This is a genomic window from Euzebyales bacterium (genome assembly GCA_036374135.1).
In the GTDB taxonomy this organism is placed as follows: Bacteria; Actinomycetota; Nitriliruptoria; order Euzebyales; family JAHELV01; genus JAHELV01.
In genome coordinates, this window is record DASUUK010000075.1 from 74253 (window position 1) to 90000 (window position 15748).

General features: G+C 72.1%; 13 protein-coding genes and 1 rRNA gene (1 of these 14 running past the window's edge). 13 read left to right on the top strand and 1 reads right to left on the bottom strand.

All coding sequences use genetic code 11. The annotated features are described in order from the left end of the window. Nucleotides 1-5: 5 nt before the first annotated feature. From argJ to VFZ70_13815, 8 genes are all read left to right on the top strand, one after another. Nucleotides 6-1292, top strand: a complete 1287-nt coding sequence (argJ, locus tag VFZ70_13780; protein HEX6256871.1) for a bifunctional glutamate N-acetyltransferase/amino-acid acetyltransferase ArgJ — start codon at nucleotides 6-8, stop codon at nucleotides 1290-1292. Between the two features lie 34 nt (nucleotides 1293-1326). Further along, a complete protein-coding gene (gene argB / locus VFZ70_13785) occupies nucleotides 1327-2286 on the top strand; it encodes an acetylglutamate kinase (GenBank protein HEX6256872.1) in 960 nt (319 codons plus the stop codon). Further along, nucleotides 2283-3512 carry an acetylornithine transaminase gene (locus tag VFZ70_13790; protein ID HEX6256873.1) on the top strand — a complete coding sequence of 410 codons (1230 nt, stop codon included), beginning with the start codon at nucleotides 2283-2285 and terminating at the stop codon, nucleotides 3510-3512. Before argB ends, VFZ70_13790 begins: the two co-directional genes overlap by 4 nt. After that, on the top strand, nucleotides 3509-4453 hold the full coding sequence (gene argF / locus VFZ70_13795) for an ornithine carbamoyltransferase (GenBank protein HEX6256874.1): 945 nt from the start codon (nucleotides 3509-3511) through the stop codon (nucleotides 4451-4453). Before VFZ70_13790 ends, argF begins: the two co-directional genes overlap by 4 nt. A gap of 70 nt (nucleotides 4454-4523) precedes the next feature. Then, the gene (locus VFZ70_13800) at nucleotides 4524-5039 is read left to right on the top strand and encodes a hypothetical protein (protein ID HEX6256875.1); all 516 of its coding nucleotides are present in this window, start codon (nucleotides 4524-4526) and stop codon (nucleotides 5037-5039) included. Further along, a complete protein-coding gene (locus VFZ70_13805) occupies nucleotides 5036-6262 on the top strand; it encodes an argininosuccinate synthase (protein HEX6256876.1) in 1227 nt (408 codons plus the stop codon). Before VFZ70_13800 ends, VFZ70_13805 begins: the two co-directional genes overlap by 4 nt. A 39-nt stretch (nucleotides 6263-6301) precedes the next feature. After that, nucleotides 6302-7801: an argininosuccinate lyase gene (gene argH, locus VFZ70_13810; protein ID HEX6256877.1), complete on the top strand. Its 1500-nt coding sequence runs from the start codon at nucleotides 6302-6304 to the stop codon at nucleotides 7799-7801. A gap of 82 nt (nucleotides 7802-7883) precedes the next feature. Further along, a complete protein-coding gene (locus VFZ70_13815; GenBank protein ID HEX6256878.1) occupies nucleotides 7884-9176 on the top strand; it encodes an MFS transporter in 1293 nt (430 codons plus the stop codon). Here the strand turns inward: VFZ70_13815 and VFZ70_13820 are convergent. Continuing rightward, nucleotides 9149-9619, bottom strand: a complete 471-nt coding sequence (locus VFZ70_13820) for a hypothetical protein (GenBank protein HEX6256879.1) — start codon at nucleotides 9617-9619, stop codon at nucleotides 9149-9151. The genes VFZ70_13815 and VFZ70_13820 overlap by 28 nt on opposite strands. Before the next feature lie 106 nt (nucleotides 9620-9725). Between VFZ70_13820 and polX the strand changes: the two genes are divergently transcribed. The 5 genes from polX to VFZ70_13845 form a co-directional block, all read left to right on the top strand. Further along, the gene (gene polX, locus VFZ70_13825; GenBank protein ID HEX6256880.1) at nucleotides 9726-11462 is read left to right on the top strand and encodes a DNA polymerase/3'-5' exonuclease PolX; all 1737 of its coding nucleotides are present in this window, start codon (nucleotides 9726-9728) and stop codon (nucleotides 11460-11462) included. Continuing rightward, nucleotides 11459-12103 carry a DNA-3-methyladenine glycosylase gene (locus VFZ70_13830; protein HEX6256881.1) on the top strand — a complete coding sequence of 215 codons (645 nt, stop codon included), beginning with the start codon at nucleotides 11459-11461 and terminating at the stop codon, nucleotides 12101-12103. Before polX ends, VFZ70_13830 begins: the two co-directional genes overlap by 4 nt. 1 nt (nucleotide 12104) lies before the next feature. Then, entirely contained in the window at nucleotides 12105-13409 is a 1305-nt protein-coding gene (locus VFZ70_13835; GenBank protein ID HEX6256882.1) for a glycosyltransferase, read from the top strand. Between the two features lie 124 nt (nucleotides 13410-13533). Then, a complete protein-coding gene (tyrS, locus tag VFZ70_13840; GenBank protein ID HEX6256883.1) occupies nucleotides 13534-14766 on the top strand; it encodes a tyrosine--tRNA ligase in 1233 nt (410 codons plus the stop codon). A gap of 567 nt (nucleotides 14767-15333) precedes the next feature. After that, nucleotides 15334-15748, top strand: a 16S ribosomal RNA gene (locus tag VFZ70_13845); its annotated part runs 1016 nt beyond the window's last position; the annotation flags it as partial.

Below are 15748 nucleotides of genomic sequence, written 5' to 3' on the forward strand. Positions count from 1 at the left end.
GCCCGGTGAGCACCGGGGCCGACGTCGCCGACGCCTGGTACGGCCGGCCCATCGACTCCTTCGCGCCGGTCGCCGGTGGGATCTGCGCCGTGCCGGGCGTCCGCGCCGCCGGTGTCGCGGCCGGGCTCAAGCCGAGCGGGTCGCCCGACGTCGCCGTCGTCGATGCCGGACGCACCGTCGACGTCGCCGTCGTCCAGACCACCAACCAGGTTCGCGCCGCGCCCGTCGAGGTGACGGCGCGGCACGCGGCCGACGGCCGGGCACGCGCGGTGGTCCTCAACGCCGGCAACGCCAACGCGTGCACGGGCCCGGACGGGGAGCAGGTGGCCGTCGACACGGCGGCACATGCGGCCGCCGGGCTCGGCTGCGAGACCGAGGACGTCCTCGTGTGCTCCACCGGTGTGATCGGCCAGCCGCTGACGCCGCAACGCGGTCAGCTGTTCGCGGGCGTCGATGCGGCGATCGCCACGGCCGACAGCGGGGGCGGCGCCGCCGCGGCGCGTGCGGTCATGACCACCGACACCATGCCGAAGTCGGTGGCGGTGCAGCTCGACGCCGCCGACGGCGGTGCCACCATCGCGGGGTTCGCCAAGGGCTCCGGCATGATCGCGCCGGCCATGGCGACCATGCTGTGCGTGGCCGCGACCGACGCACCCGTGCCGTCGCGGATCCTCCAACCGGTCGTCGCGCAGGCTGTCGACGTGACCTTCGGGCGCATCACCGTGGACGGGTGCATGAGCACCAACGACGCGGTGATCGTGCTCGCGACCGGCGACGCCGCACAGGCAGTTCCCCACCCCCCGGCTCGCTCCGCTCGCCCCCGTCCGGCGCCGGGCATCGCGGCGTTCACCGAGGGTCTGACCGCCGTCCTCGGTGAGCTGGCCGAGCAGATCGTGCGCGACGGCGAGGGCGCCTCCCACCTGGTCAGGCTCCGGGTCACCGGTGCCCGCACGGTTGACGCCGCCGCCGCACTCGGCCGTGCGATCGCCGACAGTGTCCTCGTGCGCACGGCCTTCGCCGGGGGCGATCCGAACTGGGGCCGCGTGCTGGCCGCCATGGGTGCATCGGACGTGCCATTCTCACCCGGAACGGTCGACATCCGGTTCGGGCCGGTCACGGTGTGCCGCTTCGGTGCGGGCGCGTCGTTCGACCACGGGTTGGCTGCGTCGGTCCTGTCGCGTCCGGAGGTCGACGTCACGGTCGATCTCGGCCTGGGCGACGCCGACGCGACGGTGCTCACGTCGGACCTGACGCACGGGTACGTGACGATCAACGCGGAGTACACGACGTGAGCGGCCGCTCGGCGCGGACAGCAGGGGAGCCACGGTGACCACGACCAACCCACGGTCGACGATCGACGAGGCGCACGCGGCGCTGCCGCGGCGGGCCGTCAGGGCGCAGGACAAGGCGCGTGTGCTGCGTGAGGCGCTGCCGTGGATCACCCGCTGGGCGGACCGGACGGTCGTCGTGAAGATCGGCGGCAGCGTCGGACAGGGCGAGACGACGTCGGCCATGGAGTCGTCCTTCGCGGCGGACGTCGCGCTGCTGCGGTCCGTCGGGCTCAACATCGTCGTCGTGCACGGTGGCGGACCGCAGATCTCCCAGCTCGCCGAACGGCTCGGGTTGCGGTCCGAGTTCGTCGACGGGCGGCGCGTCACCGATCAGGCGATGCTCGAGGCGGTCCGCTACGTGCTGCTCGGCAGGGTCAACCCGCACCTGGTCGGCATGATCTCGCAGGCCGGCACGCGCGCCGTCGGTCTGGCGGGCACCGACGCGGGGCTGGTGACCGCGCGCCCGGCCGACCCCGCCCTGGGCTACGTCGGCGAGGTCGACCGGGTCGATCCGGCGGTCGTCCGGTCGCTGCTGGGCAGGGGCGTGGTCCCCGTGATCGCCACGGTCGCGCGCGGCGACGACGGGCAGGACTACAACGTCAACGCCGACGCGGTCGCGTCCGCGGTCGCGGCGGCGCTGGACGCCGACAAGCTGATCTACCTGACCAACGTCGCCGGGCTGTACGACTCGTTCGGCTCCGATGACCGCAGCCTGCTGAGCGAGGTCGACGTCGCCCAGTTGCGCGACATGCTCGCCACCGGTCGCATCGTGACCGGTATGGTTCCCAAGATCTCCGGCTGCATCGACGCGCTCTCCGACGGCGTCGGGCAGGCCCACCTCCTGGACGGTCGCATCGAGCACGCCCTGCTGCTGGAGATCTTCACCGACGCGGGAATCGGCACGATGATCCTGCCGTCGTACGACGACGTCGACGACACCGGGGCGCAGCCATGACCGACGACCTCGACCAGATCCGCGTCCGCGAGGCCGCGGCACTGATGCACACGTACGGTCGCCAGCAGGCCGCGTTCGTCCGCGGCTCGGGGGTGTGGCTGTACGACGGGGACGGGCGGGCCCACCTCGACGCGCTGTCGGGCCTGGCCGTGACCGCCCTCGGGCACGCCCATCCGGAGGTGACCGCGGCCGTGTCGGAACAGGCCGCCACGCTGTCCCACACGTCGAACCTGTACTTCACCCGGCCCCAGATCGAACTGGCGGAGGGCCTTGCCGACACGCTGGGCTGGTCGGACGCGAGGACGTTCTTCTGCAACTCGGGCGCGGAGGCCAACGAGGCGGCCATCAAGCTGGCACGGCTGCACGGGCGCCGGCGCCGTCCCGACGCCATCGGCGTGGTCGCGCTGTCGGGCGGGTTCCACGGTCGCACGCTCGGCGCGCTCAAGGCGACGGGCAACCCGGCCAAGCACGAGCCCTTCGAGCCGCTGGGCGACTGGGTGACGCACGTCGCGCACGACGACGCCGCGGCGCTCGACGCGGCGGTCGACGAGCGGACCAGCGCGGTGCTCGTCGAGGTCGTGCAGGGCGAGGGCGGGGTCCGTCCCGTGCCCGCCGACGTCCTGCGGGCCGCGCGGGCCGCGTGTGACCGCGTCGGGGCGCTGCTGATCGTCGACGAGGTGCAGACGGGACTGGGCCGCCTCGGCAGCTGGTACGGATGGCAGACCGCGCTCGACGGCTCGCCGGTGCAGCCCGACGTCGTGTGCCTGGCGAAGGCGCTGGCCAACGGGCTGCCGATCGGCGCCATCGTCGCGCGCGGCGAGGCGGCGAAGGTGTTCGAGCCCGGGGATCACGCGACGACCTTCGGCGGAGGACCGGTCGTGTGCGCCGCGGCCACGGCGGTGCTGCGCGTGATCGACCGCGACGGACTCGTCGGGCGCGCTGCGGTCCTCGGCGACCGGCTGGCGGCGGGCATCGAGCAGGTGGCGGTGGACAGCGTGCTGGTGACCGGTCAACGCGGTCGTGGGCTGCTGCGGGCGGCGATGCTCGCGCGGCCGGCCGCGACCGCCGTCGTGTCGGCCGCGCTGGAGGCACGGCTGATCGTCAATGCGGTGGCCGCCGACGCCGTGCGGTTCGCCCCACCGTTGACCCTGGCCGACGACGAGCTCGACGAGTTGCTCGTGCGGTTCGGCGCCGCCGTGCGTGCTGTCGAGGAGGAGATGACATGACCGGGACGGGCATGGCACGGCCGCGCAGCTACCTGACGGTCACCGACCTGTCGGCCGACGAGCTGGCGTGGGTGCTGGACCGCGCCGATGCGCACCGGTCGGATCGACGTCGTCGCGACACACTGGCCGGCCGGACGATCGGCATGATCTTCGAGAAGCCTTCGACGCGGACGCGCGTCTCGTTCGAGGTCGGCGTCGCCGAGCTCGGTGGGACGCCGCTTGTGCTGTCGTCGCGGGACCTCCAGCTGGGCCGGGGCGAGACGGTCGCCGACACCGCCCGCGTGCTCTCGCGCTACGTGCACGGGCTGGTGGTGCGCACGTTCGCGCAACAGCGCCTCGAGGAGCTTGCGACCCACGGCACGGTGCCGGTGATCAACGCACTGTCCGATCACAGCCATCCCTGTCAGGCACTGGCGGACCTGCAGACGGTGCGCGCGAGGTTCGGCACGCTGGCGGGCGTCCGGGTGGCCTACATCGGCGACGGCAACAACGTGGCGCACTCGCTGCTGCGTGCGGGCGCGCTGGCGGGCATGCACGTCGTCGTGGTCGCCCCGCAGGGCCATGGGCCCGACCCGGACGTGGTCGCCGAGGCCGCGTCGCTGTGCGGTGACACCGCAGGGTCGGTGGCGGTCACCGACGATCCGACGATCGGGGTGAAGGGGGCAAACGTCGTGTACACCGATGTGTGGGCGTCGATGGGCCAGGAGGACGAGCACGACGCACGCGTGGCAGCGTTCCGCTCCTACCGGGTCGACGACGCGCTGCTCCGCGCCGCGGCGGACGACGCGATCGTGCTGCACTGCCTGCCGGCTCACCGTGGTGAGGAGATCACCGCCGAGGTGATCGACGGTCCGCGGTCCGCGGTGTGGGATCAGGCGGAGAACCGCCTGCACGCCCAGAAGGCCCTGCTCGAGCTGCTCTACACGGCGGGTGGAGCATGAGTGCCTCACGTAGCGTCAGCGGTAGGCACACATCCCGTGCCTCACGTAGCGTCAGCGGTAGGCACACATCATGAGTGCCGAGGTGCGGGCGACGACCGACGCCGCCGGTGTGCGGGAGCGGCGGCGGACCGTGCTGCGTGAGCTCGTCGCCACCCATGCGGTGTCGTCGCAGGCCGAGCTGGTCGCGCTGCTCGGACGCCGGGGCATCACCGCGACCCAGGCGACCGTCAGCCGCGACCTCGACGATCTCGGCATCACCAAGATCCGGGGCGCCGACGGCGACGTGAGCTACGCGCTGCCGGAGATGCCGCGACTGGCGCAGGCGTTGCGGCAGTTCGTCGTCGCCATCGACGCGAGCGGCAACCTCGCGGTCGTCCGGACGCCACCGGGGACCGCCACCGCCGTCGCGATCGCCATCGACGACGGCGACGTACCCGGCGTGCTCGCGACGTTGCAGGGCGACGACACGGTGCTGGTCGTGGCCCGCGAGCCCGCGTCGGGTCGTGAGGTCGCCGACAGGCTCGCGGCGATCAAGACAGGACACACGACGCACACGACCACCGACAAGGAGAACGACGCGACATGAGTGCACAGCAACGATCAGCGGGGCGGCTGGTCCTCGCCTACTCCGGCGGCCTGGACACGTCGGTGGCCATCCGCTGGCTGGCGGAGCACAGGGACTACGACGTGATCGCCTGCGCGATCGACGTCGGTCAGGCGCAGCCCGGCGAGCTCGACCGGGTACGTCAGCGCGCGCTCGACTGCGGCGCGATGGAGGCAGTCGTCGTCGACGCACGCGACGAGTTCGCCGACGACTTCGTCGCCCACGCCATCCGCTCCAACGCGCTGTACATGGGCAAGTACCCGCTCGTCAGCGCGCTGTCGCGCCCCTTGATCACCAACCACCTGATCACCACCGCACGGGAGCACGACGCGGTCGCCATCGCTCACGGCTGCACGGGCAAGGGCAACGACCAGGTGCGCTTCGAGGTCACCGCGATGGCGCTCGCACCCGACATCACCGTCGAGGCACCCATCCGTGAGTGGGGCCTGTCGCGTGAGGCGTCGATCGCGTGGGCGAACGAGCGGGGCATCCCGATTCCGGTCAAGAAGGCGTCGCCCTACTCGATCGACGAGAACCTGTGGGGTCGCACCGCCGAGTGCGGCATCCTCGAGGACCCGTGGGAGGAGCCGCCCGAGGAGGTCTACGAGCGCACCCGCGCGCTCGCCGACGCACCCGACGACCCCGACGAGGTCACGATCGGGTTCGTCGACGGCCTGCCCACCTCGCTCGACGGCAAGGAGCTCGACCTGCGGTCGCTCGTGGCGGAGCTCGACCAGCGCGCCGGTGTGCACGGGGTCGGCCGGATCGACATGATCGAGGACCGCTTGGTGGGCATCAAGAGCCGCGAGATCTACGAGTGTCCCGGTGCGGTGACGGTGCTGACGGCGCACCGCGATCTGGAGGACCTGTGCATGGAGCAGGAGCTCGCCCAGGAGAAGCGAGCGCTGGAGGGCCGCTACGCCCAGCTTATCTACAACGGTCTGTGGTACACGCCGCTGAAGACGGCGCTGGACGCGTTCATGGCGTCGTCCCAGCGGTTCGTGCACGGCGACGTGCGCGTGCGGATGTTCAAGGGCTCGGCCACGGTCGTCGGGCGGCGCAGTGACCTCGCGCTGTACGACCACGACCTGGCGACCTATGACGAGGCCGACCGGTTCGATCACACACAGGCGGAGGGCTTCGTGCGCCTGTGGGGACTGCCGACCAAGGTGTGGTCGCGACGCCAGGGCCACGTCGGCGGGTGAGGGCGAGCGTCAGCGAGCCGGTGGGCGGGGATGTGATGGGTGAGGGCGAGCGTCAGCGAGCCGGTGGGCGGGGATGTGATGGGTGAGGGCGAGCGTCAGCGAGCCGGTGGGGCGACCGGGAGCGGCCGCCTGTGGGGTGGTCGTTTCGCCGAGGGTCCCAGCGCCGCCGCGTGGGCGCTGGGACACAGCATCCACTTCGACATCCGTCTGTGGCGTGAGGATCTGGCCGGCTCGCACGCCCATCTGGACGAGCTGCACCGGCTCGGTCTGGTCACCGACGGACAGCGTGACAGGATCGCCGCGGCGCTGACGCGCATCGGCGAGGAGCTCGCCGACGGCACCTTCGAGATCGCCGACGACGACGAGGACCTCCACGGCGCGGTGGAGCGCCGGCTGATCGAGCTGGTGGGACCCGACGGTGGTCGCATCCGCGCGGGGCGCAGCCGCAACGACCAGATCGCGACCGACCTGCGCCGCTACCTGGTGCGCACCGTGCGCCGCGAGCTGATCCCGGCGGTGGTCGCGCTGCAACAGGCGCTCATCGCGCAGGCCGAACGCACCGTCGACATGGTGGCGCCCGGCTACACCCACCTGCAGCGGGCGCAGCCGGTGACCGTCGCCCACCACCTGCTCGCCCACGCGTGGGCGTTCGATCGCGACGTCGGCCGCCTCGCCGACGCCGCCGTCCGGGCCGACGTCAGCGGGCTGGGTGCCGGAGCGCTGGCCGGTACGACGCTCGCAGTGGATCCCGCCGGCTACGCGGAGGCGCTTGGCTTCGCGGAGGCGGCGGCGAACTCGATGGACGCGGTGGCCGACCGCGACTTCGCTGTCGAGTTCCTCGCGGCCGCGGCGTTGCTGGGCGTCCACCTGTCGCGGCTGGGCGAGGAGGTCGTGCTGTGGACCTCGACCGAGTTCGGCTGGGCCCGCCTGGGGGACGCTTTCTCGACCGGATCGTCCATCATGCCGCAGAAGCGCAACCCGGACGTGGCCGAGCTCGTGCGGGGCAAAGCCGGCCGCGTGATCGGCGACCTGATGGCGCTGCTCGTGACCCTCAAGGGCCTGCCGCTGACGTACAACCGCGACCTGCAGGAGGACAAGGAGCCCGTGTTCGACGCCGTCGACACCCTGGAGCTGTGCCTGCCGGCCATGGCGGGCGCGGTGGCGTCGCTGACGTTCGACGCCGACGGGCTGCGCGCCCGCGCCGCCGATGGGTTCGCGCTCGCGACCGATGTCGCCGAGGCGCTGGTGGCGGCCGGCGTGGTCTTCCGCGACGCGCACGAGCGGGTCGGGCGGTTCGTGGCGACGTGCGAACATCGCGGCATCACGATGGACGAGGCAGCCGACGAGTTCGCGGCGGCGTTCCCCGAGCTGGTGGCCGAGGGCATCGACCCTGCCGATCTGCTCGAACCCACGCGTGCGGTGGCCCGGCGTGCGAGCAGCCTCGGACCGGCGCCCGTCGCGGTCGCAGGGCAGCTGGCGGCGCTGACGCGTCGGTGCGCGCAGCATCTCGCTGCTGTCGGTGAACCTACTGTGACGTAGACTTCAGCTCGTGAGGCGCTCACGCGACACGGGGGGAGCTGCCGGTGTGTCGGTCCGAGCGCGCGACAGGTCCACGCGTCTGATGCCGGCGCTGCGGCCCCTGCGCGATCGCGAGTTCCGCCTGCTGACGACTGCGACGCTCACCTCGGTCCTCGGCGACGGCATGATGCGGGTCGCGCTGCCGCTCCAGGTGCTTGGCATCTCCGGAGATGATCCGCTCGCGGTCGGCCTGCTGGGCATCGCGTGGGCGGTCGGTCAGGCGATGAGCCTCCCGCTCGGCGGCGTCGCCAGCGACCGCTACGACCGCCGCGACATCATGATCGCCAGCGATCTCGTCCGCGCCGCGGCGATCGGCCTCATGGGCATCCTCGGCGTCAACGGCATGCTCGAGCTGTCCCAGGTCGTGGCCCTCGGGCTGTCGTTCGGCTTCGCCAACGGGTTCTTCAACCCGGCCGCGCGGTCGTTGGTGCCGGATCTGATCGCCGACCCGGATCTGCCGCAGGCGAACGCGCTGCTCGCCTTCGCGCGCCCACTGCAGCTGTGGGTCGTCGGCCCGCTGCTGGGCGGCCTGATCGTGGGAGTGCGCAGCCCCGGCGCGGCGCTGATCATCGACGCGCTGACGTTCGTCGCATCGGCCACGCTGTTGGCACGGCTGGCCCGCCGCGGACCGGCGGACGCGTCCGATCGCCGCGGCGTCGTCGCCGAGGCACGCGAGGGGCTCCGGTACGTGGCGCGGACCCGCTGGGCCAAGATCTGGTTCACGGCCGGAGGGCTGTCGACCCTGGCGTTCCACGGCCCGTTCGACGTCCTCGTCCCCACCATGCTCAAGACCGACGTCGGGCTGTCCGAGGCGGCGGCCGCCTGGTGGATGGCCCTGGTCTTCGCGAGCGGTGGCGTCGGTGCGCTCGCCGTGTCGTCGGCGATCGGGCACGGCGGCCTGCCCCGGCGGTTCATGCTGTGGCTCTACGGCGCGGAGGCGCTGTCGCTGTTCGGGTTGGCGACCTTCGCCTACATGACGCAGTTGTGGCAGGCGCTCGTCATCGGCCTGGTCGTGTTCGGCGCCATCGTGCTGGGCGAGATCATCGGTGACACCAACCTGCAACGCGAGGTGCCGCGCAACCTGCTGGGCCGGGTCACCAGCCTCGAGTGGTTCGTGGCGATCGGGCTCACCCCGATCAGCTTCGCGATCGCCGGACCGCTGGGCCGTGCGTTCGGCCCACGCCCCGTGCTGGTGACCGTGGGTGTGGTCGCCGGCACGGTCATCGCCGCGCTCGTCGCGCTGCCCGGTGCGCGATCCCCTGAGGCGCGGCGCCGGTCGTCGCGGCCGGTGGATGACAAGCCGCTGGCTCAGGCTTCGGCCGGCGGCGCCGGCTGACGTCCACAGACGGCGCAGGCCGCCGGGGCGACGCCGGGGCGTGCCGGTGACGTGGTGCCGCACAGACACCGCGCCAGCCCGTCGCGCAGGACGCTCGCCACGACGTCTGCCGCAGGCAGCGTCACACCGTCGTCCAGACCGGCCTCCCGCAGCGCCGCGGCCGCGCGCTCGCGCAGCACCGGGTCGACGAGCATCGCCACCCACCGACGCAGGTCCGCCTCGTCGAGCCCGTGCGCCAGCGGGAGATCGACCGTCACGGTGACCCGCACGGCGGTGGACGGCACGGGGGACACCGTCGCCGTCGCCGCGTCCTGCCGACGCCGGTCGCCGGGATCGAACACGGTGACCTCGTCGCCCTCGTTCCGGGCGACCACGCCGACCACCGGCCCGCTGCGCACCCACGCGCCCAGTCGCCATCGTCCGCCGTCGTGCTCCGATGCCATATCCGCCCTCGTGAGTGATCGATCCTGCGCGGTCATCTAGCATCGCAGGGCAGTGCCGCCACCGTGACCTGGTAGCCGCACAGGTCACCGACCGGATCGGATCATCGTGCCCTGGGCCAACGAGGAGCTCGGCAGGCAGTTCGCCGAGATCGCCGAGCTGCTGAAGCTGTCGGGCGCGGACCGCTTCCGGGTGCGCGCGTACGAGCGCGCGCGTGACGCGGTCGCGTCGGCCCCGGTCGATCTGGGCGCGCTCGACCGCACCGAGCTCGCCACGATCGACGGCATCGGCGACTCGACCGCCGCCAAGATCGTCGAGTTCCAGCAGCGTGGCGAGATCGGCATGCTCGCCGAGCTGCGGGCGTCGGTCCCGCCGGGCATCGTCGAGCTGGTCCGCGTGCCCGGGTTGGGACCGAAGACCGCGCGCACGCTGCACGATGTGCTCGGCGTGTCGTCACTCGACGAGCTGCGCGAGGCGCTGGCGTCCGGGCGTCTGCGCGGCGTCAAGGGTCTCGGAGCCAGGACGCAGGACAACCTGCGGGCCGGTCTCGCCCGGCTCGAGGCGACGCTCACCGAGCGGACGCCACTGGCGGACGTCATCGGCGTCGCGGAGGAACTGCTGGCGCGAGCCCGGGCGGTACCGGACGTCGAGCAGGCGGTGCTGGCCGGGAGCGTCCGGCGCGGCCGTGACACCGTGCGCGACATCGATCTTCTGGTCGCGACGTCCAGACCGGTCGAGGTGCTCGCGGCCGTCGCCGCAGACCCGCTGGTGCGGGATGTCGAGGCACGGGGCGAGACCAAGCTGACGCTGCGTACGGCGCGGGATCTCCAGGTCGACGTCCGTGCCGTCGCACCGGGGTCGTGGGGTGCGGCGCTGATCTACTTCACCGGGGCCAAGGCGCACAACGTGCGCATCCGCGAGCGGGCGCTGCGCCGTGGCACGACGCTCAGCGAGTACGGCCTGTTCGCACGCGAGGGAGACGACTGCCTGGCCGGCGCGGACGAGGCCGAGGTGTACGGCGCGTTGGGACTGTCGTGGATACCGCCGACGATGCGCGAAGACCGCGGTGAGGTGTCGGCCGCCGCCGACGGTTCGCTGCCCGACGTCGTGACCCGGTTGCACGGTGACCTGCACGGCCACAGCGACTGGTCGGGCGACGGGCGGGCGTCGATCGCCGAGATGGCCGCCGCCGCGGCCGCCGCGGACCTGCAGTACTGGGCCGTCACCGACCACGCCGAGATGCTGGCGATCAACGGCTTGACCGCCGCGCAGTTCGCCGACCGGCGGCACGCGCTCGCAGCGCTCGCCGATGGCGTGGGCGTGACCCTGCTCGATGGCGCCGAGCTCAACATCGGCCTGGACGGTGAGCTCGACTACGACGATGACGTGCTCGCGCAGTTCGAGTTCTGCGTCGCCAGCGTGCACACCGGCCTGGACAGGGATGCCGACGCCCAGACCGAGCGCGTCATCCGGGCGATGCGCCATCCGTCGGTCCACGCGATCGGCCATCTGACCGGCCGCAAGATCGGCCGGCGACCCGGCTTCGACGTGCACTTCGATCGGATCCTCGAGGCGGCGCTGGAGACCGGCACCGCCCTGGAGGTCAACGCCTCGCCACGCCGGCTGGATCTGGCCGACGAGCATGTCCGGCGGGCGGTCGACGCCGGCGTGACGCTGACGATCTCGAGCGATGCGCACCACCCCGGCGAGCTGGACAACCTGCGCTTCGGCATCGCGACGGCGCAGCGCGGCTGGGCCCGGGCGTCGGACGTCCTCAACGCCCGCGATCTCGAGGATCTGCGCGAGTTCGTGGCCCGCAAGCGTGCGCACGGCGTGCGCGGATGACCGTCACGGATCCCGCGGCGACCGCGACCCGCGTCGGGCGGCCCTTCTTCGCCCGTGACGCGACGGTCGTGGCGCCCGATCTGGTGGGCGTCCTGCTGGGCGTGCCGGACGCCGGCCTGTGGGTCCGGGTCGTGGAGGTCGAGGCCTACACGCAGGACGATCCGGCGTGCCACGCGTACCGGCGCCGGACCGAGCGCAACGCGCCGCTGTGGGGTCCGCCGGGCCACGCCTACGTCTACCGCAGCTACGGCGTCCACTGGTGCTTCAACGTGTCCACGGGAACCGACGGCGTCGCGCAGGGGTGTCTGGTGCGCGCCGCGCGTCCGGTGGTCGGCATCGACCACATGCGGGCGCGACGCGGGGGTGCCGCTGACCGCGAGCTGCTGCGCGGTCCGGCCAAGCTGTGCGCCGCGCTCGCGATCACGGGGGCCTTGAGCGGTCACGACCTGTGCTCGGAGGGTCCGCTGGAGTTCCGCGAAGACGGCGACCGACCGGCGCGCACGGTCGCGGGACCTCGCGTGGGCGTCTCTTTGGCGGCGGACGTGCCTTGGCGGTTCTACGATCCCGACTCGCGCTGGGTCTCGTCGTATCGGCGCAGCCCGCAAGCGCCTCGGCCCGGCGCGGTCGACGCGTACGGATGACGTGCGGGTCGCACTGATCACGACCGGATCGCGGGGCGACGTCCAGCCGTTCGTCGCGCTCGCTCGCGCGCTGCTCGTGCGCCGCGTCGACGTGTGGCTGGCGGCGCCCGCCGCGTTCGCGCCGCTGGCCCGCGCCTACGACGTCGCGTTCCGTCCGCTGCCGGTGGATCCCGTCGGCGTGCTGGCCACCGAGGTGGGACAGCGCTGGATCGCCGGTGGCCGGGATCCGATCGCATTCCTCCGCGGTCTGCGCGAGCTCGCCGACCCGCTCGGGGAGGATCTCGCGGACGCGATGATCGGCGCGTGCGACGGAGCGGACGTCGTGGTGTACGCGACGCTGGCGTTCCCCGCATGGCACGTCGCCGACGCGTGCGGCGTGCCGGCCGTGCAGGTCGCCTTCGCGCCGACCGCGCCGACCGCGGCGTTCCCGCCGATCCTCTTTCCGCAGCCGTTCGCGGGCACCGATCCGTGGGGGCGCTCGCCGACCGCCGTCATGGCGCGTGCCTACCACCGGGCCGCACACGTGGCGTTCGCGGAGGCCCTCTGGCTTCCCTTGCGCCGTCGCATCAACCGCTGGCGGGGCACACGGCTGGGCGCGCCGCCGCTGGGGCTGCGGTCGCCCGGGCTGGACGTGGATCGACGCGGCGAGCCGCTGCTGCACGCCTTCAGCCCGACGATCCTGCCCCCGCCGCCCGACTGGGGATCGCACGTCACGACGACCGGGGCGTGGTTCCTCGGCGCGACGGACGCATGGACGCCACCGGACGACCTCGAGGCCTTCCTCGCGGCCGGCGAGCCCCCGGTCGTCGTCGGCATGGGGAGCATGACGAGTCGCGATCCAGCGGCGCCGACGCGCCTGGTGCTCGCCGCGCTGCGCCGCGTCGGCCGCCGCGCCGTGCTGGTCGCGGGGTGGTCGGGGTTCGGCCACACGGCGCGGGACCTGACCGACGACGTGCTCGTGTGCGCGGACGTGCCCCATGACTGGCTGCTCCCGCGCGCCGCGGCCGTGGTCCATCACGGTGGCTCGGGCACGACGGCGGCAGGTCTGCGCGCCGGCCGGCCGACGGTGGTGGTCCCGCACTTCGGTGATCAGCCGCTGTGGGGCGACCGTGTCCACGCCCTCGGCGCGGGGCCGGCGCCGGTGCCGCGGGCCGAGCTGACCGTCGAGCGACTGGCGGCGGCCGTTCGGACCGCGGTCGCCGATCCGTTGATCAGCACGCGCGCCGCGGAGGTCGGTGCCGCCGTGCGGGCCGAACGGGGTGCGGAGCGCGCCGCGACGGTGATCCTCGGGTCCGGCGGCCGCTGACCGTGGCCGACCACCCGACGGACGGCGGAGCTGTCGAGCGCCGCGCGGGCTCGTCCGCAGGACGGTGCGGCGTGCGACGTGGCGCGGACGAACCGTCCGGCATCGCCCGTATACGCTCTCGATCATGAGCGACGCGAACGAGCAGCTGCGGGTCCTGACGCACGGTGCGGCCGACATCCAGCCGTACGACGAGTTCGAGCGGAAGATCCGCGCCGCGGCGGTGGGGGAGCGACCCCCATTGCGCGTGAAGTTCGGCATCGATCCGACGAGCACGGACCTGCATGTCGGCCACTCGGTCGTGTTCCGCAAGCTGGCGGAGTTCCAGCGGTTCGGGCACACCGCTGTCCTGATCATCGGCGGCTTCACCGCACAGGTCGGCGACCCGTCCGGCAAGTCGACGACGCGGCCCCGGCTGACAGCCGAGGAGGTGGCGGCCAACGCCAAGACGTACCTCGAGCAGATGCGGCTGGTGCTCCGGGACGAGCCGCTCGAGATCACGGACAATGCCGATTGGCTGTCCGACATGACGCTGGCCGACGTGCTGGCTCTGACCAGCCAGATGACCGTGGCGCGCATGCTCGAGCGGGCCGACTTCGCGCAGCGCTACGCGGCGCGGACACCGATCGCCATCAGTGAGTTCCTGTACCCGTTGCTTCAGGGCCGGGACTCGGTCGCTGTGCGCGCGGACGTCGAGCTCGGGGGGACCGACCAGACGTTCAACCTGATGGCCGGCCGCGGGCTGCAGCAGAACGCCGGGCAGGAGCCGCAGTGCGTGCTCACGATGCCATTGATGGAGGGCCTCGACGGATCGGCCAAGATGTCGAAGTCGCTGGGCAACGCGATCGGTCTGACCGACGAACCTCACGACATGTACGGCAAGACGATGCGCCTGCGCGACGAGTTCATCGTCAAGTACCTGCGCCTCGCGACGGACGTGCCGCCCGACGAGGTCGACGACATCGCCGCCCACATGACGGACGGCAGTCTGAACCCGCGTGATGCGAAGCGCCGGCTGGCACGCGAGCTGGTCACGCTGTACCACTCGCCCGCGGCGGCACGCGCCGCCGAGGAGCGCTTCGACGTGCAGTTCCGGGAGCGTGCGGTGCCCGATGACATCCCGACGGTCGACCTCGACGGCGACCGCTGGTTCCTGCCGTCACTGTTGCAGACCGCGGGCCTGGTGACCAGCGGATCGGAAGCGCGCCGGATGGTCGGCCAGGGCGCGGTGCGGCTCGACGGTGACGTGCTCACCGATCCGACCGCCGAGTACGGCGCGAGCCTGCTCGACGGCGCGGTGCTGCAGGTGGGCAAGCGTCGCTTCGCCCGGCTGCGTGTCCGCGGCGCCGCCGGCGCCTGACGCGCCGCGGCTCGTGCGCCCGCAGCGGTGTGCGTCCACGCCAGCGGTTGACAGTCGGTCCCCACCGGAGGTAGGATGTTTGGTCCGGACGGCATCCCCGTCCGGGCCCGGCAGCCGGAAGATCTACGGAGCCTGATCCGGAGGTTGCAGGCCGAGAGATCGGCCGCTAAGGTTTGCCGAGCGATCGAGCACGGGTCATCCGCTGCTCACCTGGACGTCCGACTCTCCGACCTCCCCGCTGGGGCAGACGAGTTTCGCGCGTTCGGAACATGAGTCACACGACTCACGCGAACGAGTCCGACAGCCGCAGCCGATACGATCGGTTCGGAACTCGGGCGGAGCGCGAACCCGCTCCTTGAAAACTGCACAGTGTGTCAAAAGCCAGTGCACATGCACCCCGTCCTAGGGATTGACCGTGGCACCGCGTCCGCGTGGGGCCATCCATGAAACAGGACGGTTGTTTGAACTGGTTCCGGATTGCTTAAGTCAAGCATTCTCTGGGACCGGGAACGACTCTTCATCCACAGATCGATGCGCAGTCGGCGTCAGCCGACAACGTTCAGATCTCTAATGGAGAGTTTGATCCTGGCTCAGGACGAACGCTGGCGGCGCGCCTAACACATGCAAGTCGAGGGAGAACCAAGCAGCTTGCTGCTTGGGGAGACCGGCGAACGGGTGAGTAACACGTGAGGAACCTACCTCGGAGACCGGAATAACCACGGGAAACTGTGGCTAATGCCGGATGACCTGGCCGTCCCGCATGGGACTGCCAGCAAATGGTCTGCCGCTCCGAGATGGCCTCGCGGCCTATCAGCTAGTTGGTGAGGTAACGGCTCACCAAGGCGGCGACGGGTAGCTGGCGTGAGAGCGCGAACAGCCACACTGGGACTGAGACACGGCCCAGACTCCTACGGGAGGCAGCAGTGGGGAATCTTGCTCAATGGGCGAAAGCCTGAAGCAGCGACGCCGCGTGTGGGAAGAA